The organism is Pirellulales bacterium (assembly GCA_019694455.1).
In the GTDB taxonomy this organism is placed as follows: Bacteria; Planctomycetota; Planctomycetia; order Pirellulales; family JAEUIK01; genus JAIBBY01.
Genome location: JAIBBY010000012.1, coordinates 81,295 through 101,779 on the forward strand (window position 1 = coordinate 81,295; position 20,485 = coordinate 101,779).

At 62.1% G+C, this 20,485-nt stretch carries 16 protein-coding genes, 1 tRNA gene and 1 pseudogene; 10 read left to right on the forward strand and 8 right to left on the reverse strand.

All coding sequences use genetic code 11. From position 1 onward, the window contains the following. Positions 1-215: 215 nt before the first annotated feature. On the reverse strand, positions 216-1,112 hold the full coding sequence (locus K1X71_07165; protein MBX7072914.1) for an abortive infection family protein: 897 nt from the start codon (positions 1,110-1,112) through the stop codon (positions 216-218). A gap of 151 nt (positions 1,113-1,263) precedes the next feature. Here K1X71_07165 and K1X71_07170 point away from each other — a divergent pair, with 151 nt between their 5' ends. From K1X71_07170 to K1X71_07185, 4 genes are all read left to right on the forward strand, one after another. After that, a complete protein-coding gene (locus tag K1X71_07170) occupies positions 1,264-2,079 on the forward strand; it encodes a hypothetical protein (GenBank protein ID MBX7072915.1) in 816 nt (271 codons plus the stop codon). A 181-nt stretch (positions 2,080-2,260) separates the two neighbouring features. After that, a tRNA-Arg gene (locus K1X71_07175) sits at positions 2,261-2,334 on the forward strand. A 641-nt stretch (positions 2,335-2,975) separates the two neighbouring features. Next, positions 2,976-3,206: a hypothetical protein gene (locus K1X71_07180; protein MBX7072916.1), complete on the forward strand. Its 231-nt coding sequence runs from the start codon at positions 2,976-2,978 to the stop codon at positions 3,204-3,206. Between the two features lie 35 nt (positions 3,207-3,241). Beyond that, positions 3,242-4,201 carry a haloacid dehalogenase-like hydrolase gene (locus K1X71_07185; GenBank protein ID MBX7072917.1) on the forward strand — a complete coding sequence of 320 codons (960 nt, stop codon included), beginning with the start codon at positions 3,242-3,244 and terminating at the stop codon, positions 4,199-4,201. Between the two features lie 138 nt (positions 4,202-4,339). Here K1X71_07185 and K1X71_07190 read toward each other — a convergent pair whose 3' ends face one another. Further along, the gene (locus K1X71_07190; GenBank protein ID MBX7072918.1) at positions 4,340-5,122 is read right to left on the reverse strand and encodes a sugar phosphate isomerase/epimerase; all 783 of its coding nucleotides are present in this window, start codon (positions 5,120-5,122) and stop codon (positions 4,340-4,342) included. Positions 5,123-5,240: 118 nt separating this feature from the next. On the opposite strand from K1X71_07190, the gene K1X71_07195 reads away from it, so the two are divergent. The 4 genes from K1X71_07195 to K1X71_07210 all read left to right on the forward strand — a co-directional run bounded on the left by K1X71_07195 (position 5,241) and on the right by K1X71_07210 (position 10,736). Continuing rightward, positions 5,241-7,850, forward strand: coding sequence for a hypothetical protein (locus K1X71_07195; GenBank protein MBX7072919.1), 2,610 nt, complete (start codon positions 5,241-5,243; stop codon positions 7,848-7,850). 80 nt (positions 7,851-7,930) lie between these two features. Beyond that, on the forward strand, positions 7,931-8,713 hold the full coding sequence (locus K1X71_07200) for a Nif3-like dinuclear metal center hexameric protein (GenBank protein MBX7072920.1): 783 nt from the start codon (positions 7,931-7,933) through the stop codon (positions 8,711-8,713). A gap of 33 nt (positions 8,714-8,746) precedes the next feature. Then, positions 8,747-9,619, forward strand: a complete 873-nt coding sequence (locus K1X71_07205; GenBank protein ID MBX7072921.1) for a formamidopyrimidine-DNA glycosylase — start codon at positions 8,747-8,749, stop codon at positions 9,617-9,619. Between the two features lie 79 nt (positions 9,620-9,698). Beyond that, complete coding sequence (locus K1X71_07210; protein ID MBX7072922.1) at positions 9,699-10,736, forward strand: DUF3500 domain-containing protein; 1,038 nt, start codon at positions 9,699-9,701, stop codon at positions 10,734-10,736. A gap of 104 nt (positions 10,737-10,840) precedes the next feature. Here K1X71_07210 and K1X71_07215 read toward each other — a convergent pair. Together K1X71_07215 and K1X71_07220 are read right to left on the reverse strand one after the other, a co-directional pair. Then, positions 10,841-11,476: pseudogene (locus K1X71_07215) on the reverse strand (DUF1080 domain-containing protein). 99 nt (positions 11,477-11,575) lie between these two features. After that, the gene (locus tag K1X71_07220) at positions 11,576-13,303 is read right to left on the reverse strand and encodes an SMP-30/gluconolactonase/LRE family protein (GenBank protein MBX7072923.1); all 1,728 of its coding nucleotides are present in this window, start codon (positions 13,301-13,303) and stop codon (positions 11,576-11,578) included. 481 nt (positions 13,304-13,784) lie between these two features. On the opposite strand from K1X71_07220, the gene K1X71_07225 reads away from it, so the two are divergent. Further along, on the forward strand, positions 13,785-14,564 hold the full coding sequence (locus tag K1X71_07225) for a PEP-CTERM sorting domain-containing protein (protein MBX7072924.1): 780 nt from the start codon (positions 13,785-13,787) through the stop codon (positions 14,562-14,564). 9 nt (positions 14,565-14,573) lie between these two features. On the opposite strand, the gene K1X71_07230 is transcribed toward K1X71_07225, so the two are convergent. Both K1X71_07230 and K1X71_07235 read right to left on the reverse strand, forming a co-directional pair. Continuing rightward, positions 14,574-15,347: a hypothetical protein gene (locus tag K1X71_07230; GenBank protein MBX7072925.1), complete on the reverse strand. Its 774-nt coding sequence runs from the start codon at positions 15,345-15,347 to the stop codon at positions 14,574-14,576. Positions 15,348-15,471: 124 nt separating this feature from the next. Further along, positions 15,472-16,965, reverse strand: coding sequence for an undecaprenyl/decaprenyl-phosphate alpha-N-acetylglucosaminyl 1-phosphate transferase (locus tag K1X71_07235; protein MBX7072926.1), 1,494 nt, complete (start codon positions 16,963-16,965; stop codon positions 15,472-15,474). A 269-nt stretch (positions 16,966-17,234) separates the two neighbouring features. Here K1X71_07235 and K1X71_07240 point away from each other — a divergent pair, with 269 nt between their 5' ends. Next, positions 17,235-18,242: a ketoacyl-ACP synthase III gene (locus K1X71_07240; protein MBX7072927.1), complete on the forward strand. Its 1,008-nt coding sequence runs from the start codon at positions 17,235-17,237 to the stop codon at positions 18,240-18,242. Position 18,243: 1 nt separating this feature from the next. Here K1X71_07240 and mug read toward each other — a convergent pair whose 3' ends face one another. Both mug and K1X71_07250 read right to left on the reverse strand, forming a co-directional pair. Then, a complete protein-coding gene (mug, locus tag K1X71_07245) occupies positions 18,244-18,813 on the reverse strand; it encodes a G/U mismatch-specific DNA glycosylase (GenBank protein MBX7072928.1) in 570 nt (189 codons plus the stop codon). A 4-nt stretch (positions 18,814-18,817) separates the two neighbouring features. Further along, a complete protein-coding gene (locus K1X71_07250) occupies positions 18,818-20,302 on the reverse strand; it encodes an ATP-binding protein (protein ID MBX7072929.1) in 1,485 nt (494 codons plus the stop codon). Between the last annotated feature and the right edge of the window lie 183 nt (positions 20,303-20,485).

The following is a 20,485-nucleotide window of genomic DNA, read 5'->3' on the forward strand; positions in this document are numbered from 1 at the left end:
GCGGAGCAATTCGCGTCAGATCATCGTGGGTTCGCGGCCCAGGGCAGCGGAGGCGCCGACTCCGGGGGGTACTTTCTGTCGCACGCGGCCGTGGCGGCGATCGTGCGGCCGGTTTTTCTCCACGCGAATGGGGAACAGCCTGGGACATCTGGCGGAGTAGTTTCGAAGGCGAGCAACGCGATTCAACCCACTTCGATACTTGAAGGAAGGGAATGTTATTCTGCGCTCATCCTTGCCCGGTTGATTTTGGCGTGGCCAGCGACCTTCTGCCAAGTCTCAATATAAAAAAGAGAAACAGTACTCGCGGCATGAATGGCCAGTCTCGCAATTCGGGAGTCGACTGGGACGTGGTCCTTGCCTTTGCCGTGTGCGTCTCCCGCATGAGTCCGCAGGGCGCCGATCCCGCCCACCACGCTGAATAGCCCAGAGAGGACTTGCCGAATATCCTGCTCCCATACCTTCGGTAGGTCGTCACGCCCCGGGGACAGCTTTAAGTGCTTGGCGACTTCCGTCACCAAGCCTTTTATGTCCTTATTGACTGGGTATGCTTTGCCCATCTCGTCGAGGATGCACTTGCATACGCTCTCGACAGTGGAACATGCGGACGTGATCGCGTCGGCCGGATCGCGGTCAGCTTCGCTCAGCGCGCGCTCAAAGTCGGCATGTACTGAACCGAGATCCAACGCCTTCGCTTTTTCCTGCAGGGCACTCGCAGCCACCGTGTTGGTCGTAACTGTTACAACCTTGTACACGTTACCGAGCCTACGCAACTCATGTCCGTCGAAACTCAACCGCTTGTTCATGTATACAACGACTGCCGTCAACTTCTCCGGCTCGTCGAGATAGTCGCGAGGATCGGCCACCGCCTCGATCACACGAATGATCGCTGCGTTTCCGTCCGGTCCACGCGCAGCGTTCTGCAAAACGGCCTGTACAGATGGGACTCGGGATGCGCTGCCGATGCGCAGCTCAATGTTCAGACCGCCGAAAAAACTCTCCAACTTGGGACCGCTTCTGTAGTGTCCGACAGCCGGAGTCGAATCGTTAGCGGAGCCGCCGGTCACGACCTCCGTGAGGGCAGTAATCGTTTGAACGCTAAATCGCTTCGTCATCGCCATTCAAAGTATCGGGGTGCCCTGGCCTGCGACATGTCCACCTAATGGGGTTGCCCCTGGATCGCGGAAGCTTGAGTTGGTCGAATCGTATGGCGATGAGCTTAACAGTGCCTATCGGCACAGTACAACACAAGGGTTTCGGTCGGATATGAACTGCGGCGACGCCGTGGCGCGAATCGATGCCGACACCAAGGAACTAACGCTGCGACACCGTGGTTACGCGCGGATACGTGGCAAGATCGTAGGCCTGCCACCGCTCAAGCGGAGCGTGCGCTGGGAGGCGCGGCTGACGCTGCCGGTGGATGACACCGGAGAGTTTCCTTCGCCAGTTGTGGAGCAATCTCCTTTGCAAGACAGGGAGGAATTCGTGTTCCGATTTTCCTGCATTGGAGTGAATCTCGACCTGCAAATCAGCGACACCGGGCGAGTATGGCATACCGTGGCGACGCTGAAGGCGGATGCGGAGGGGGAACTCGATGTCGGAGAGATTGCGGTTGACGCCGATAAGTTGGAGGCCGCGCTGACGGACCCGATGGCCTTGGCGTTTGCCGGCGCCGACATCGACGACGAACAGTTCGTACTGAACGATCGTGGGCATGACTCGCGGGCATGGCTTGCCCATGCCGTCGAAGCAGCGAACCGGGCGAACAAGAAGCTGCTCATCGTCGCAACCGACCCGAATGGACCGTTGTGCCGAGACCTCGCCCAATGGTTGCGCGAAGATCGCGCCGTCACCGACGGCTGTCGGCTGTTGGCGCTGCGTGTATCGCAACCGTTTGGAATCGACGCGCACTCATTTGTGCCTTGGCTGGACGTCAGTTTTGCCGACGCCGAACAGATGGTTATGGCGATTGTGTCACCGCAAGGAATCCTGTTGGAGCGCTGGCGGCCCGGCGAGTTTTCGCACGACGGCCGGATCGATCGCGCAAAAGTCCAAGCGCTGCTCACAAAACATCGAAACTGATGGCCCATGGTGAGGGCGATTGGCAATTGTCAGCGTGTTTTGCAGAGTCCGTCGTCACAATAGCCGCCGCTTGGGCTTGTTCGGGGCCTATTTCTTGCTACCTTTGAGGGTCCGCCGCGAACCCGCGAGACCGGTCGACGTATCTTGTGATATGCCAACGGTCTGCCGGCCGGCGACAGACGCACCCCTAGCTCAATTGGATAGAGCATCGGTCTACGGAACCGAAGGTTAGAGGTTCGAGCCCTCTGGGGTGTACTTTTCTTGGCCTATTCTCTTTTGAGCCAAGGACTTACCTTCTGTTGGCGGCATTCTGGCCGCTGATCGCCGGGGAGGCGATGACGCCTCTGGGCAGCAAAATTCCCTTGCTATTGTCCGGTTTTGATCGCGGGCAACGTCTAGAGAGATAGGGAAAGCTAGCTTGCGCCTATTTCCGCGTAAGCCAAGCACCGGAATTTGGCGGTCAAGTGATGGACGTTGTAATGCTGCAAACCGTTGGGGCAATCCTAGCCATCGGAGTTGTCGCGTCGTTGGCAGCGTTTGCCTTTTTGGTGCGGAAGCAAAGTAGCCCCATGGTTTTTTCCTGCCCTCAGTGCGGCAATCTGTCGTCGCCGTTGACGCATGTGTGTCCACGTTGCGGGCGACCACTGCGCGACGAATGGCCGTGACCGTCTGGCGGCTGCGGCTTTCTTTCTCGCCTCGCGATGCGAGGGTATTGGCCGGCGTTTGTTGCTGGCAAGCGCGCGCCGGCGCCCCCCCAAATTAGTTATGGGTTCGTGGCCAGCGCATGTCTGAACTACGGGAAAAGTGTTTTCCCAGGCGGCACAAAGGGGTAAGCTTAAGAGTAGTCAGTACGGCGATCGGCTGATCGCCTTCGCACGCGCCAGGAGGGTGAGACCATGCGGACAGCACTTGCCATTCGAGACGGGCAGAAATGCGAGGTCGCCTTTCAACTTCTGCGATCGACCTGGCATGTCGATTCTGGAGTGTTGATCGCGGGCGATCCGCGCTTCTTTGCGCCGGGCGACATCTTTGTGCTGGAAACCAAGTCGGGCGTGACGGCCGACCTGGTGGTCGACAAGGTGCGGCCGAATTGCGGCGAGGCGCTGGTGGCGTTCAGCAACGCGTGAATGCGGCCTGTCGGGTCCTGTCGATCTGCGCCGTCTTGCTTGTGTTGACGTCGAGCGCGCGCGGCACGGACGATCCCTTGCCGTCCTGGAACCAAGGCCCCGCGCGCGAGGCGATTATCGACTTTGTGCGCCGGACCACGGAGGATGGCGGTCCCGAGTTCGTGCCGATCGAGGAGCGGATCGCCACCTTCGATCAGGATGGCACGCTGTGGGTGGAGCAGCCGATCTACACGCAGGTGACCTTTGCGATCGATCGGGTGAAGGCGCTGGCGCCGAGTCATCCCGAGTGGCAAAAGGAACAGCCATTCGCCGCCATTTTGAATGAAGATCGCGCGCAGCTTGCGCTGCTTTCGATTCAAGACTTCGCGCAGATCGCCGCCGTCAGTCACAGCGGCATGACGGTGGATGCGTTTCATGGCCTGGTGCGCGATTGGTTGGCCCAGGCCCGTCATCCACGTTTTCGGCAGCCGTACACGGCCTGCGCGTATCTGCCGATGCTCGAAGCGATGCGCTATCTGCGCGCGAGCGGCTATCAGACGTACATCGTGACCGGGGGCGGACAGGAGTTTGTGCGCGTCTACAGCGAGGCGGTGTACGGGGTGGGGCCCGAGCGAGTGATTGGTTCGGCGGCGCAGACGCAATTTGTGAACGATGGCGATGGACCGCCGCGACTGGTGAAACTGCCGAAGATGCTGCTCGTCGACGACAAGGGGGGCAAGCCCGAGGGGATCAACCTGGTAATTGGCCGACGGCCGCGGGCGGCGTTTGGCAATTCGACTGGCGACCAGCAGATGCTGGAATGGACCAAGGCGGGTAGCGGCGCGCGGCTGGCGCTGTTGGTGCATCACGACGACGCGGAGCGCGAATACGCCTACGGCGCCGATTCAAAGATTGGCACGTTCAGCGCGGAACTGATGGCCGAGGCGCGGCAGCGCGGCTGGATCGTGGTGAGCATGCAGCGCGATTGGAAGCGGATCTTCGCTTTCGAAAAGTAGCGAGCGCAGCGGATTGCCGCGGCGTTACGACTTGAAGTTATGACTTGCCGATGCTGCCGCGCTGCGTTTTCATGGCGCGGCCTTGGATTAGTAATGATCCCACCAGGGACAGGGCACACACCGCACCGTGGCCGACATTCAAAGGTTGTGAAGAAATTCGATCGCTTGGCGCATTTCGGCGGCGGGATCGGCGCCGCGATCGCTCTGAATAGCGAAGTAGCCACGATAGGCGCGCTCTGCCAGGGCGCTGAGGACGGCCGGGAAATCGACTGAGCCGCGGCCGATGGGGACTTCCACACCGCGGCCTTGCGCGGCGTCGCGCACGCCATCTTTGACATGCACATAGTGAATGTGCGGCCCCAACAGTTCGGCGGCCTCGGTGGCCGAGAATCCTTGGAGCGCCAAGTTGCCCGGGTTGAGGGTGACGCCCAGGCTGCCATCTGGCAGGGCCTGGATGAGCTTTTGCAGTTGGGCGGGGCTTTCGCTGCCAGTTTCGGCACAGAGCAGCGCGCCGACGCGGTGGCCATACTCGCCCAGGTCGCGGAGCACATCGACCATGAGGGGCCAGGCGGGATCGGTATCGTCATCTGGGACGCGGCCCACATGGTTGACCACAACCGAAGCGCCGAGGGCGTGGGCCAACTGCATGGCCTGGCGAGTGGCCTCGACGCGGCGATCGAGATCGAGAGCGACGTTGTATCCCCGGCGGGTGTAGAAGGAGAGCGCGGCCACGCGGAGGCGGACGTCTTCGAGTTGCTTGCGAAGTTGGCGCACGGCGGTCTGCGACATCTCCTGGGGGCGGACATCGAGACGGGCGTCTAGCTCGACGGCGCTGGCGCCAAGTTCGGCGGCCGTCTGCAACGCGGACCGAAAGGGTTGGCGAAGATTGCGCAATTGGACGGCAATTTTCAGTTCTGGCACGCTGGAGGGCTCCTAACGCGGGTAGCGGCTGCGCAAGTTGTTCTGGAGTTGGACGCGCGGCGGGCACGATGAAGCAGACGAAGCCTGATCGTCTCGATTGGTGGTGTTGACCCGGCGCATGTCGATTTGTTCATTTCTATTAGCGTGCATTCTAGCGGCGGGCCCCGCGCCGCCCAGCGAGGCGCCCGGCGCGCATTTAACAAGCGTTTTTGCGTCTGACTTTGGCGACCCGAGCGACTCGGACTTCAACGGTTGGCCCGATGGCTGGACGCGGCGGCATGGGGGCGGGTTTCCGCGGTTCGTCGAGGTGGCGCTCGATTTCGAATCGCTGGCGGCTGAGATACGGGGGTCGCTGCGGGCGCGGATGAACGGCGGCGCGGTGGAGATATCGTCGCCGGCGATCCCGATTGACGAGCGGCACAACTATGCGTTGAGCGCGGCGATCAAGACGACAGGGCTGACACGCAGCCAAGCTTCGGCGCGATTGGCGCTGCTCGACGAAAACGGAAAAGAGATCGAATCGTTCGCCAGCGCGACGGTCGGGGGCACGGCGGACTGGACGACAGTCAACATTCCGCCGAGCAATGCGGGGGGCGCCGCCGCGCGATTTGCCGTGGTGCGGCTGGTGGTGAACTCCGACGGGCGGCATGACCTGGCCGGCGACGTGTGGTTCCATCATGTGCGACTGTATGAACAGCCGCGATTGCGCATCGAGGCGAATCATCCGCTGGCGCTCTATAGCGAACCGGGCACGATCGAGTTGCAGATTGGGGTGGCGGGGCTGAAGCGCGAGATGACCGACCTGCAGTTGGAATTGCTCGACTTTGCCAATCAGGTATTGGCCCATTCGGAAATGAAGCTGGATCTGAATACATCGCCGGCCGCGGCCACTTCCGTTGCCGCTGGCGCAGAGTCGGCGGAGCCAGGCGCCGGGGTGGAATGGAGCGGGGTAGTAAGCTGGCGGCCGCCGGTGAAGGATTTTGGCTACTATCGCGTTCGCGCCCGACTGGGCGGGGCGGGCGACGAGTTGGCCGAGACGATTTCGCTGTGCGTGTTGGACCCGCAAACCCGATGGGGAGGGCAGTTTGGCTGGTCGTTTTCGGCCGAGGAGCGCGACAAGCTGCCGCCGGCGATAGTCGAATTGATTCAGCAGGCGGGCATCGGCTGGGTGAAGATGCCGCTCTGGCTCGACGAGAAGGATCCGCGGGCGGCGCCGACACGGCGCCTACTGGCGACGCTGAATCTGCGAAACATCAACTGCGTGGGCGTGCTGGCCGCGCCACCGGCGTCGGTGCGCGCGAAGCTGCCGAGCAGCGCTTTCGCAGCCAACGTGTTCACCGCTGATCCGAAGATTTGGTATCCCTCGCTGGAGAACGTGTTCCTGCAGTTCGGCATCGAAACGCGGTACTGGCAATTGGGACGCGACGGCGACCGGTCGTTTGTGGGTTTTCCGGAGTTGAATCGGCGATTGATCGAGATCAAGAAGCAATTGGAAACTTCGGGGCAAGCATTGCACATGGGGATTGGCTGGGACTGGATCGAAGAGTTGCCGGCCGATCAGGGGACGTTACGGTTTGTTGATTTGTCGAGCCACCCTGCGCTAACAACACAAGAGACTCAAAATTACCTTCAAGAAACCACGCGTGGGCAGACAAGTCGTTGGCTGAACATCGAACCGGCTTGGTTGGCGACGCTAGCGAGCCAGGATCGCGCAGCGGCCTTGGTGCAACGGATGGTCACGGCGGCCGCGTTTGGCGCCGATGGAATCTTCTTCGCGACGCCGCTGGATCGCGAAGCGGGGCTGATTGAGGCGGATGGACGCCCGACGGAATTGTATGTGGCCTGGCGATCCACCGCTCAGGCACTAGCGGGGGCGACTCAAATTGGCTCGACGCCGCTGCCCGAGGGGAGCCACAACCGCGTTTTTGTTCGCGGCGACAAGGCGGTGATGGTGGTTTGGCGCGACGAGCCCGCCAATGAGACTTTGTACCTGGGCGAGCAAGTGGTTTGCCGCGACATGTTCGGCGCGGAAGTCCCGCTCGAACGTGACGGAGATCAGGTGGTGCTGCCGGTGGGGCGCGCGCCGCGATTTGTGCATGGCGTGTCGCCAGACATCGCGCGGTGGCGAATTGCGACGACGATCGAACCGGCGCAGTTGCCGAGCACGCCGGGCCAGACATTCACGGCGCGGTTGGCGCTGAACAACACCTTTGGACAGAACGTGAGTGGCCGCGTGCGGCTGGCGACGCCACAGGGTTGGATCGTGCATCCAAGCCAGTTCGACTTTCGCCTCTCCAGCGGCGAGCGATTGGCGCGCGATCTGCGGGTGACGCTCCCGTTTGGAGTGGAAAGCGGCGCGCAGCAGGTGCGGGCCGAGTTTGAGCTGTTTGCCGATCGGCCATACCGCCTTGATAGCTTTGTGCCGGTCGTGGTGGGCGTAGGCGACGTGGAGATCGCCGTCAATACGCAGGTAAACACCGACGGCGTTTTGGAAATTGAACAGCGACTGTCCAACCATACCGACCAACCGATTCGATTCTCGTGCAGCCTGTTCGCCAGAGAACGCAGGCGGCAGCGGTTTGAGTTGGTGGGCCCGCCGCAGGGGCAAACTTATGCGACCTTTCGCGTGCCCAACGGCGGCGCGCTGGTTGGCGAGACGCTGTGGCTGCGCGCCACGGAGATTGGCGGTCGGCGCGTGCTGAACTACCGCTTCGTCGTCGAACCGTAGTCGATTGGCTATGATGTGCGGCAGCGGCGCCATGGGCCGCTGCGCAAGTCGTCACGTTCGCGCCAACACCGAGACGCTCGATGCCATCGATTGCCGAGATTGTTCGATTCCTGGAGGAATTCGCGCCGCCAGACATTGCCGAGGATTGGGACAACGTCGGTCTCTTGCTGGGGGACGGCACGCTTGCCGCGCGCCGCGTGATGACCTGTCTGACGGTGACGGAGGACACGGTTGACGAAGCCATTGAGGAGCGGGTCAACCTGGTGGTGGCGCACCACCCATTGCCGTTTCAGCCGCTGCGGAGGCTGACGACTGACTCGCGCGATGGGGCGTTGCTATGGCGGTTGGCGGGCGCCAAGGTTTCTGTTTACAGCCCGCATACCGCGTTCGACTCGGCCACAACGGGCATCAACGCGCGACTAGCGGCGGGGTTGGGGCTAACGGCGGTCCAGCCACTATTGCCACAGGAGCACGGACCCGGCGCGGGCCGCTGTGGCACGATTGCCCCGGCGATTACGTTGGGGGACTTGGCCAGCGCCGTCAAGAAGTTCCTGGCCATTGAGCGCGTGCAAGTGGTGGGCGAATTGCCGCGTACTGTCGGCCGAGTGGGAGTGGCCTGCGGGAGCGGGGGCGATTTTCTCGCCGCGGCGGACACGGCCGGCTGCGACTGTTTGGTGACGGGCGAGGCGCGGTTTCACACCAGCCTGGAAGCCGAATCTCGCGGCATCGGATTGATCTTGGCCGGACACTATGCGACGGAGCGCTTTGGCGTGGAACAGCTAGCCGACGTGCTACGAGAGCGCTGTGCCGACATCGAGGTTTGGGCAAGCCGGCGCGAACGTGATCCGCACGTTTGGGCTTGAACAAAAGCACCGTAGACGCGCTCGAGTAGCAAGATGCCGGAACTGCCCGAAGTGGAGACGATGCGGCGCGGGATCGCGACGGTGGTGGGCTGCGTCGTGACCGCGGTCGAGCGGGCGCGCTGCAAAAAGAAGCCGATTGCGATTGAGCCAGCGGCCGCCGTCTGGCGGAGGCGAGTCGTCGGGCAGACCATCACCGGGACGGCGCGAGCGGGGAAGCGCGTGGTGGTGGAGCTAGGATCGAGCGACCGAATTGTGTTCGAGCCGAGGATGACGGGATTGGTGCTGGTGGCCGATCCGCCGGGACCGGAGCATTTGCGGCTGACATTGCGACTAGGTGGGGGCGCAGCTCGCGAGCTGTTGTATTGGGACCGCCGAGGATTGGGGCTGGTGACTCTGCACACCGCCGACGAGTACGCGACTCGCTTTGGCGAGGCGAACTTAGGGCCCGACGCGCTGGTGATTGGCGCCGACGAACTGCGAGCGCGACTTGGCAAGAGTCGCCGGGCGATCAAGGTGGCACTGTTGGACCAGCGGGCCGTGGCGGGGATTGGCAATTTGTACGCTTCAGAAATTTTGCATCTGGCGGGCATTCATCCCGCGAAGTCGTGCAATCGCCTCGTACGGTCGGAGTGGCATGCCATGCACGCGGCCATGCTCGAAGTGCTGGAACTGGCGATTCGCTATGAAGGTTCGACGCTTGCCGACGGAACCTATCGCAATGCGCTGAACCAGTCGGGCGGCTACCAGAATCATCATCGCGTATACGACAAGGCAGGCGCCTTGTGCCGGCGCTGCCGGTCGGGGCAGATTCGCCGAGTGGTGCAGGCGCAGCGTTCGACTTTTTTTTGCCCGGTTTGTCAGCCGCTGAGGCGGCCAGCGACTGCGGGAAAAGTTTTGCAACGCTGATTCGCCGCCGGTCTAATGGAGGCAGCCACCGAGTTATCGTTTTAGCGAATCAAATTCGCGCCGGCGCGGAGAACCCATCATGTCGAAGCCAGAATGTCCGGATTGTTCGTTGCGGCCCGCAGTGGATCGCCGCTTGTTTTTGAAGACCACGGGGGCGGCTGCCGCGCTCGGCACGGTCAGTTGGCCGGTTTGGGCCGAGGCCAAGGACACCGCCAGCCCAGCGGGGACGGCCGAAAGCGTCGTGAAGCTGCTGTACGAATCGCTGTCGCCCGAACAAAGAAAATCGGTCTGCTACGCTTGGGACCATCACGATGCGAAGCGCGGATTGCTGCGGACCCATGTGTCGAACAACTGGCACATCAATGACGAGGTAATCAACAGCGACTTCTTCACCAGCGATCAACGGGAAATGATTCGGCACGTCTTTGAGGGAATCATCTCGCCCGAATGGCATGCGAAGTTCGACAAGCAACTGGAAGACGACGCGGGGGGCTATGGCGAGGACCAGAACATCGCCATCTTTGGCGAGCCGGGGAGCGGCAAGTTCCAGTTTGTCATGACCGGCCGCCATATGACGCTGCGCTGCGACGGCGACTCGGCCGAGCATGTCGCGTTTGGCGGACCGCTCTTTTACGGACATGCCGCGGCAGGCTTCAATGAGCCGGCGGATCATCCGGGCAACGTCTTCTGGCCGCAGGCCGTGGCGGCGAACAAGGTGTTTGCCATGCTCGACGGCAAACAGCGAGGGCTGGCGCTAGTCGACACTTTGCCGGACGAGTCGGCAATGGCGTTTCGCGAGAACGGCCGCCCGGGGATTGCAGTCGCGGAGCTTTCGGCGGATCAGAAGGAAGAACTGCAACGCGCGCTGGCGACGCTGGTCGAGCCGTATCGGCAATCGGACCGCGACGAGGTGGCGGCCTGCCTCAAGAAGATGGGAGGCCTCGACCAATGCTCGATGGCCTTCTATCGCGAGGGCGATCTGGGGAAGGACGAAGTGTGGGATTGCTGGCGCCTGGAGGGGCCGGCCTTCGCCTGGTACTTCCGCGGCGCGCCGCACGTGCATGTATGGGTGAACGTGGCGGACGATCCGAGCGTCGCGTTCAACGGCGTCGGTTGACGCCGGGCAACAACGTATTCAAGAACGAAGCCCACAGGGCGCTGGCCCCGTGGGCTTCGTTTGTTTGATGGCGGTCGGTTCCGCGTTTAACGAACTACGCGCGGCTACGGCAATTCGCGAATGCGAATGTTACGGAACTCCACCGGCGAGCCTTCGGACTCAAGGCACAAGAAGCCGGTGGCGGGGTTGCAGTCGGCGCCGCCCGAGACTTCTTCTCCGTTGACCCAGAGGCGGACTTCGCCATTGATGGCGCGGATATAGTAGTGATTCCACTCGTTGACGCCGCGGCTGAGTTCCTTGGTGGGGAAGCTGCGGCTGCCATCGGGCGAGACGGGGGGAAACGGCTTCATTTTCGAGGTGCCGACCGGAAACACATCGCCGTTGGTGGTGAACCAGTCGCCTTTCTTGCCCGACTGCTTTTCGTATTGTTCGCGAAAGCCGTGGTCGAGCACCTGCACTTCGATTCCTCCCTTGGGGAGTTGCCCTGGCTTGAGCCCTTCGAGCGACTTCTCACTGGCCCAGAGAAAAACGCCGGAGTTGCCGCCGCTCTTGAGATGGCGCCACTCGGCGACCAGTTCAAAGTTTGTGTACGGCTTGACGGAGCGGATCACGCCCACAGGCTGCCCGGTGCAATGCGCGGCGCCATCCTTCCAGGTCCACGTATCGGGGTTGCCGTTGACATGAGAGAAGTCGGCTTCTCCCAGCGTCCGCCAGCCGGGCCCCTCGCCATTGATCGAGGCGCTTGGCAACTCGGCGGCAAAGACGGGCGCGGTAAGAAGCGAAATGAACAGCAAGAGTGCGAATCGCATGAAACTTTTCCTCGAGATACCTGGTGAAAATCAAAGTCTGGGAGGGGCCGGCTTGACGCGTGGCTGAAAGGCCTGCACGCCGCGTGTTTTGACCTTCCGTTTGTAAACGCAATCGCCGGATGTGGCAAACAGCGTGTCGAACTCGGGGCCGCCGAAGCAGACGTTCGACACGCGCTCGTTGGGAGTGGGAATGACGCAATTGACGCGACCGGCCTGATCGCAAACCTGAATCCCCAGTCGCGTGGCCACATACAACCGGCCATCGGCGTCGCAGCGCATGCCATCGGCCCCGCTGTCGTCGGCGCCATCGGGGACATGCAGATGGTAGTAGCGCTGTTTATTCGCGAGCGAGCCATCGGGCTGAATCTGGTAGCTGTAGACCCAGCGACTGCGAAAGTCGGCCACGTAGAGCAATGAATTATCGGGCGAGACCGCCACCCCGTTGGCGTACTTCAGTCCGGAGTCGACCTCTTTCTTCTCGCCGCTGGGACTGACATGCCAGACGCGGCTGGCGCCTTCGCCCGGAGCGGTGACGTAGATGTCGCCACTGTGCAGCACCGCTAAATCGTTTCCGCGGATGCCGCTGGCGATGATGGTGGGGGCGCCGCCGGCGTCATAGGCGACGATCTGTTCGGCGCCGGCAGCCACGGCGTACAGCCGACCATCGGGACCAAACACCTGACCGTTGCCGCGTTGCGACTTGGCGACAAACTCGCTGACCTTGCCATCTGCAGCAACGCGGTACACCCTGCTGCGGGGGACATCGCTGAAGAAGAACTCGCCGGTGGGAGACGCGGCGGGCCCCTCGGTGAAGGAGTGGCCTTGAGCGACCAGTTGCCAAGGTTCGCCCGGCAGGAGAATATCTTGCAGTTGCGATGAGCCAGCGCCCGCCTGGGGGGGTTCTGGCCAGTCTTTCCAGAGCCAGCGCATGGCGTCGGGGAAGATCTTGGTGGCGTGTTCGGTGTTGTGGCCGCCGTCGCCCCACTCGTGGCGCACCTCGTACCCGGCGAAAGCGAGCGCTCGCTGCATGGCCTGATTGGCCATCCACCAGTCGCCACCATAGATATTGAGATCGGCGCCGCCATCCTGCAGAAAGACGCGGATTGGCTTGGGCTCGAACTTGCGAATCAGTGTGGGATATTCATTGCCGCCGCGCAGGCCGACATAAGTGCCGATCGCGCTAAAGACGCGACTGAAGGCGTCTGGCCGCTCCCAAGCGGCGGTGAAGGCACAGATGGCCCCACTGCTGGCGCCGCCGATGCACCGATCGGTCGCGGCGGCCGAAAGGCGAATAGCGCGGCCATCGCCGGCGGTTTGTTTTTCGACGTCGGGGAGCAACTCATCAAGCAGAAAGCGGGCGTACTGACCCCCCAGGCCGTCGTATTCATAGCTGCGGTTGAAGCGATCGAGGGCGTCGTCGCCGAGCGCCTTCACCCGACCATGCATGACGAACACGCCAATCGTAATCGGCATTTCACCTCGATGAATCAGTTCGTCGAAAACGCGCGGGGCGTTGAACTGCATTCCGTCCTGGTTGATGTAGACGCAGGCGGGCTTTGCCGGGTCGTACTGCTGGGGAACGTAAATCCAGTAATCGCGCTCCGTGCCCGGAAAGATTTTGCTCTGGTTGAAGGTGTGCTTGACGACCTCGCCTTGGGGGATGGGCGGCGATGAGTCCTCGGCCGCTACAAGCCAAGGGCATGCCAACACCTGCGCAAACAGGACAATTTTGAACACTTTAGAAAGCTGGCGACGCATGCGTGCAATGCTCCCACACGATCACTTACTCCGCAGTAGCCTACGCTTAGCAATCTAGCCACTCGAAGATTTTTGCCATTCGAAAAGTCTGGCGCGACTTGGCAACAGAGTAACTCTTTTTAATCTAGAAATCATTGACACCCCCCCGCCAGGGCAATAGCTTCATGACGCTGCAATTAATTTGCGCATCCTCAAGAGGTAAGCTAATGACGCAAGCGAGTTGGTCAAGATTCAGCTCGACTTAGCTTGTACGCCCTCGGTTCGCCTCATTCTTGAAGGCGAAGGTTCGCAGACTCAACCATTGTTTTCTGCGTGCCAGTGAATTGCGGTCTAGGCAGATAGGCCGCCTGCCGCGCGCGACAGCCTCGTTCGGCTGATTCGCTTTTGACATGCCTGCATTCGCATGGCAACGCGCGAATTTCATGCGACCTCGTGCTCGCAATGGGGAATCAACGGCAAAACACTCCTCCAATGGTCTTGAATGAACATGCACATCCAACGATTTCAGCTTCGCAACGTGACGGTCAGCTTGGTTTTGTTCGCGGTATTCACTGGGGATCACAGGTTACAGGCGGCGCCGATTACCATCGCGAATCCCAGTTTCGAAGCGCCGGTGCAGGTGGACGGGGGGTATGACCTCTTGCTCCCACCGAATCAGCAGGGAACGTATGGTTGGACAATTGGCGACTCCGCCGGAATTTATAACCCGACCGCGCTCGACTATGCGACTGCGGGCGGGAATGGAACTCCTGCTGGCGCCGATGGATCGCAGGTCGGATTTGTATTCGGCTTCGGGGATTACACCATCGAACAACAACTTGCCGGTCCAGACGAGATACTGAACAACGGCGACGATCCTGTTCTTGCCGCCAACGCAATTTATCGCCTGACGGTCGCAGTGGGTCAGCGACAGATCGGCAACCAGTATGGAGCGACTTACGGCGGCTATGACTTTATGCTCATTGCGGGCATAGGAGTCGACGCAAAAGTGATTGCCCGCGAAACCGATGCGGTGACGCCGACGCCGGGCACATTCGTTGATCGGACCATCGTCGTGGATAGCGCGACTTTGGATCCGAGCCTGTATGGCCTGCCGCTGACTATCCTCCTTAGGAAGACCGTACAAAACGCCACTGCCGATACCGATTACGACCATGTGCGGATGGATGCGGAGATCGTGCCCGAACCGACATCGCTCGCACTGGCCCTGTTGAGCGGCATCGGCGCTATCTGGGCGTGTCGCCGCCTGAAGAAGCGATAGCATTAGCGCTTACGGCGCGGGTTGATAGCCCGAGAGCACGGTTTCGATGCGGTAACGCTTGAAGATGAACGCGACGCCACCGGAGCCGGCGACGACCGAGCGCCGGCACTGCGTGTGCCCATTCTCGGATGGCCCCCATTCGAGCGACATGGTCATTTCGTGGACGAACGCGGGCAGCTTGGCCCAGGCGCCGGCGAAGTGAACCGGTTCGCCGGTGGCGGGATCGACCCAGACATGACCACGAAACTTGTTGTCGAGCGGCGCAGTGGGTTCGAACTGAATCTTGACCAGATCGCGGCCGGCAACGCTTTCCATGCCGACAAACTTATATTGGTAGGCTCCGGCGGATTCGTTCTTGGTGAGCGGAAACTCAATCGTGGCCGGCGGGCGCTTCTCCTCGCGAACTGAAGCCGGCGTGATGACTTGGTTGGTGAGCAGGTTCACCTTTTTGGTCAGCAGCCGATGCTCGACGCCGCCAGGGAATCGGACCCGCTCGGTGACTTGTTCATGCAAGGTGGCGACATTCTTTTTGTCGAACTCTTGATTCGTTGACGTTTCGAGGTGCGTGCCCGCCTTGGATCGCGCGTCGATCTCGCTGTTGCGCTCGCGCACCGACTGGCAAAGCCGCTCAAATTCGGCGGGGTTGGCGAAGCGATTGACGGTATTGGATGAGGAGGCGGTAGCGGGCTCAGCGGCGAGAGCGCGACGAGTAATCGAGTCGGACAATTGGCACGCTCCGAGCAAGGCAACGCAGCCGAAGGTGATCCATCGTGACAACCGCATGCTCATCCTTGTCTGGTGGCAGAAAGGCAGCCGCGCCCCGCTTGAGAGGAAGTATATCGCTCGCCGCGCGGCGTGACCAATGCGGCGCCAGCAATGAGTGAGATGCCGGCCATCCGCTGGCATTTCAGGCGGCGCGGGACTGCGGCGCGACCGTCAGCGGCAGGGTGCGATTGGGCTGTGCCGAGCCATCGATTTCGTGAGCGTGGGCGACCCAATACTTGCCAAAATGATTGAGCAAGCGCGCGATGCGAATGAGATGCCAGGGCTCGTTGCGTCCATCGAGCCGCCCGCTGGCCACTAGATCGCAGCGCCGATCGTCGTGGTCGAATCGCATGGAGTACGACCACCCCGCCGACTGATCGGCGACTTCCGCCGGATTGCTCCAGTGCCTGCACACGGACGAAGTGGCCGGGCCTTCGATCACCAGTTCAAGACGCCCGATGTTCCAATGCGCGGCCTCGTCGGCCAGCGCTTGCCAATCGAACTCAAAGCTGGGGTGCTTGGCGCGGCGCGCCATGGGACGGGCGGAATCGAGCAGAGATTGCACAAACCGGGTCAGCGCGGCGGCTAGCGACAACTTGACCAACGCCACCTCATGATGACCAAAGGCGCGTGTGCGGACCAGCGTGACAATGACCGCCAGCACGATGATCCAGCCGAGCGCGTCGAAGCTTAAGAGTGTGGCCGCGGTGGCCGCGGCGCCCGTGGTGAGACAAAGCGCGCCGATGATGCAGAGCGCTTGCCAGTTGCTGAGCCCACGATTGAGCAACTGGTGATGGATGTGTCCGCGATCGGCGGCGTCGAAGCGCAAGCCCGAGAGCCGGCGCCGCACGATGGCCAATGCGGTGTCGAGCATGGGAATGGTGAGCGCGACGGCGGGCGCGGTCAACGAGAGCGTGGCCGAGGTCTTGAGCGCGGCTTGGATGCTAAGGATGCCGATCACCAGCCCGATGATCATGCTGCCCGAGTCGCCCAGATAGATACTGGCCGGGGGTAGGTTGTAGATCAAAAAGCCCGCGAGCGCGCCGGCCAGCACCATGGCGACAATGGCCACGTGCGGATGCCCTGAGGATGAGGCGAGCACCGCCATCATGAGCGAAGTGGAGAGGCCGACGGTGCCGGCCAGACCATCCATGCCATCGAGCAGGTTCAAGGCGTTGATGCAGCCGACGAGCCAGGCCACGGTGATGGGCACGCCGAGCCAGCCAAGCTCGATGGGCACTCCGAACGCCACGACGCGATCGACATAGTAGCCAGCGACAACGACCGGTGTGACCGAGACGATCTGTAGCAGCAGCTTGACGCGGGGCTTGAGATCGCAGATGTCGTCGACGCAGCCAATCAAGCAGACAAATCCGGCGGCGGCGATGATCGCGCCCGATAGTTCGGAGAGTTGCGCGCTGATGCCGCCGGCGAATCGGTGCGCGATGAACAGGCCAGTCACCAGCGCCAAATACAGGGCGACCCCACCCAAGAGCGGAACGGGTTGCTTGTGCAGCTTGCGGCGGCCGTCGGGACGGTCGACGACGCCGAGTCGTAGGGCCGCCCAGCGGGCGAGCGGGGTCAATGCCAGCGCGATGGCCAGCGCAACGGCAAATGTTGCCCACAGTGGATGCATACCGGCGGCTTCCTTGCCTGCTTGTATGACAAATCAGCGCGCGGGGTGAGCGCGGCCGTGGGATCGACGGGGCGCAGAGTATATCGGATGAGGTGGACGGGTCAACGCGGATTTACGGGCAGATTTCGCCACGTAACTCGGCCTTTCTGCAAGTGTGGGTCGCGGTTAAGCTGACCGGCGATGCAAGCACACCACTCCGTAACACCTTCAGGCCACGATCCCTTGTCGGCCGCCGCGCGCTTTCGATCTATCGGGCGGAGGCATTGGGCTTGATGCACGCCGCGATCGGACCGATCTCGACCTACCTGCCGGAGCGTGTCGAAACCAACGAGCAGCTTGGGCGCGAGAACCCAAGCTGGAACATGGAGCAAATCGCGCTCAAGACCGGGGTGTGTCAGCGACACATTGCCGCCGCCGACGAGTTGCCATCGGACCTGGCAGTGGCCGCCGCCGAGCGATTGTTCCAAGAGCATGCCATCGACCGGGCCTCGATCGACTGGATTCTGTTCTGCACGCAAACGCCCGACTACCCACTGCCGACCACCGCCTGCCTGATTCAAGAGCGGCTGGGATTGAACACGCGCGTCGGCGCGCTCGACTTCAACCTGGGCTGCTCGGGCTTTGTATATGGACTCAGCCTGGCCGAGGGTTTGATTCGCGGGGGAATGGCGCGGCGGGTGCTGCTGCTGACGGCGGAGACGTACAGCAAATACATTCACCCCGACGACCGTTCGCTGCGGACCATCTTTGGCGATGCCGCGGCGGCCACTTTGATTGAAGCGGCGGACGAGCCGTCGCTAGGGGGCTTTGTCTTTGGCACCGATGGACGAGCGGCCGACACGTTGATGGTGACCGAGGGGGGCATGCGCGCGCCCGAGACGGCGCTGGCACCCCGCAAGCGACAACGGTGGCGCAGCAAGTTGTATATGGACGGACCGGAACTGATCACCATTTCGCTGGAGATCATTCCCAAGCTGGTCGACGATGTGCTGCGCGCCGGCAAGACGCGGCGCGAAGCAATCGAACTGTTCCTCATGCATCAGGCGACAAGGTTGATGCTGGAACAGATCGCCGGACGCATGCGGCTAAGCGAACAGCAGATGCCGATCATGCTCGAAGAGTACGGCAACACGGTCTCTTCGACATTGCCGCTGTTGATTCACGATCTGCGACGCGCGGGGCGGATCCGCCGGGGCACGCAATCGCTGCTCGTCGGTTTTGGCGTGGGCTTTTCCTGGGCGGGCTGCCTTTGGAAAGATCAATACGCGCCGGCGTGAGTCACGACGCCTGGGACGCTTGACGCAATTCGGCGAGCAGTTGGGCCAAGTGGGGCAAGGGGTAGTGCGCGTTGAGGCCACTGGGGCTAGGAAGCACCCACAGGCGCGTGAGACCAACAGTCTCGCTTTGCAGGCCGATCTTGGCTTTGGGCTGCGCAAAGCCGATGCGATACGCGCCCAGCCCCAAGAACGCGGCGATCCGCGGCTGGTGGCGCTTGAGTTTGCGCACCAAGGCCCGCATGCCGGCTACGTACTCATGGGGTTCAATCTCGTCCGCCGCCGCCGTGGCGCGGGCAACGACGTTGGTAATACCGTAACCTGCGGTCAGTAGCTCGTGCTCCTCAAAGGGGCTCAGTTGCCGCTCGCTGAAACCGGCCTGGTGCAGCGCCGGCCAGAAGCGGTTGCCGGGGCGGCCAAAGTGATGGCCAATGGCGGCGGAATAAAGCCCCGGATTGATGCCGACAAACAGCACTGCAAGGCGGGGCTGGATGAGATCGGGCACCTGACGGACGCGCGCGGCCTGCAACTGTTCGCGGGTTGGCTTCCAAACTCGAATCGGAGACGACTTCATGGAACTATTCGGGCATGCCGCGCTGAATATAGGCGAACAACCGTTTGGCGAAATCGGAGACCAACACGACCGAATCGGGGCGCAGTTCGACATTGTTGAGGAACTGTAACCGCAGCGAAGGAGCGTCGACGAAGTAGTGTGGCACCACACCCACAAAAAAGTAGCCCAGCGCTTCGATGGCCTCCAGTTGGCTAGCGACCGCCGAGTGGCGCATGGGCAAATCGAGCTGAATCACGGCCATGCCGTGCAGGCAAAGCGCGCGTGTCTGCTGTCGCAAGCGCTCGATCAAATCGGGGCCGTAGGCCTTAACAACGATATACGCGATGCCGCGCGAGGCAACACAGGCGACATCGAGTTCCGTTTTCTCCGCCAGCGGCGTTTCGCCGGTGAGTGGCTCAAGCCGCACGCCGACATTGTCGTGGATGGCGGCGATCATCTCGGCATGGCGCGGGGGCAGAAACGCGCGGCTGGTTTGGTAGTCCGCGAGCGGTTTGTAGAACACCACCAGCGAATGGCGCAGGTCGTCGGCCGCATGCAGGTCGTTGAACTGGACACTGCCCGGGGCAAACGCGAGCAGCAGCCCGCACTCGCGCGAGTTCATGCCGAGATTGGCGCGCTGCGTATAGGGATGCACGGTGACGGCGTCGGAGAAGACGCCAGGGAGGCGACGGTCGTGGGCCACGCCGTTGAGCAGCGTTTTCATGCGCGTGAGACAGCCGCCGCCGCGGGCCTCGGGCATGACAAAGGCCTGTCCTTCCTCAGGAATTTCGCGCAGCGGCGAAAAAACGAGCGCCAAATGGCCATAGACGCGATCTCGATCGTCGACCACCACCACGCTGGTCAGATCGCCGGCGGCGTTCATCGCGATAAGCCGCTCGGGAATGTAGACGTGCTCGCCGAAATAGGAGTAGCCATAGACGCGGTAGGCGCAGCGCGCAATTTGCGCGGCGTCTGCCGGTTGAAACAGGCGCACGCGCAGTTGCCGGGGGTCGGGGGATGGTTCTTCGCGCTCCGCATCGGCCAGATGCGCCGGAGGCGGATGCTCGGACCAGCCGCCAGGGAGCGGAAACAGGAGGTCGACCGCCTTGCCATCGCGCCCCAGATTGACGAACCGCAGCTCGGGCAGCAGTCGCTGCATCAAAAAGACGCCGAGCCCCTTGTCCTGTCCTTGCGCGGGATCGAACGGCGGCAGATGGGCAAAGTCGCAGGGGGCGCCGCGGTCGTGCACGCGGATCCTAAGCTGCGCGCGATCGAGAGAGCAGGCGACCGAGAAAGTGGCCTCTTCGTCCGCGCGGTAGGCATGTTTGACGACATTGGAGCAGGCTTCTTCGACCACGATCTCGACGCGTTGGAGCACGGCGGTCTGGTAACCAATCGATCGCAATTGCGCGGCGACGGCGGCGCGAGCCACGCGCGGCGCGTCGAGATGGTTGGGCAGCCGAAGCGAAAACAGTTCGCTGGCGGGCACGGTTTTGGTTTGGTCGGTCACGGCGGATTTCGAGGAGATTCTTTGTCGGCGCAAAAAATACGACATGCGCGGCGCTGAAGCGCCACGCATGTCGTGATCGCATCGTGCCAACTAGCGCTACGGGGTGGCGCCTTCGACGGCTTCGCCCACCTTGTGGGCAGCATCGCTCGCGGCATCGCCCACCGCGTCGGCGGCGTTCTTGGC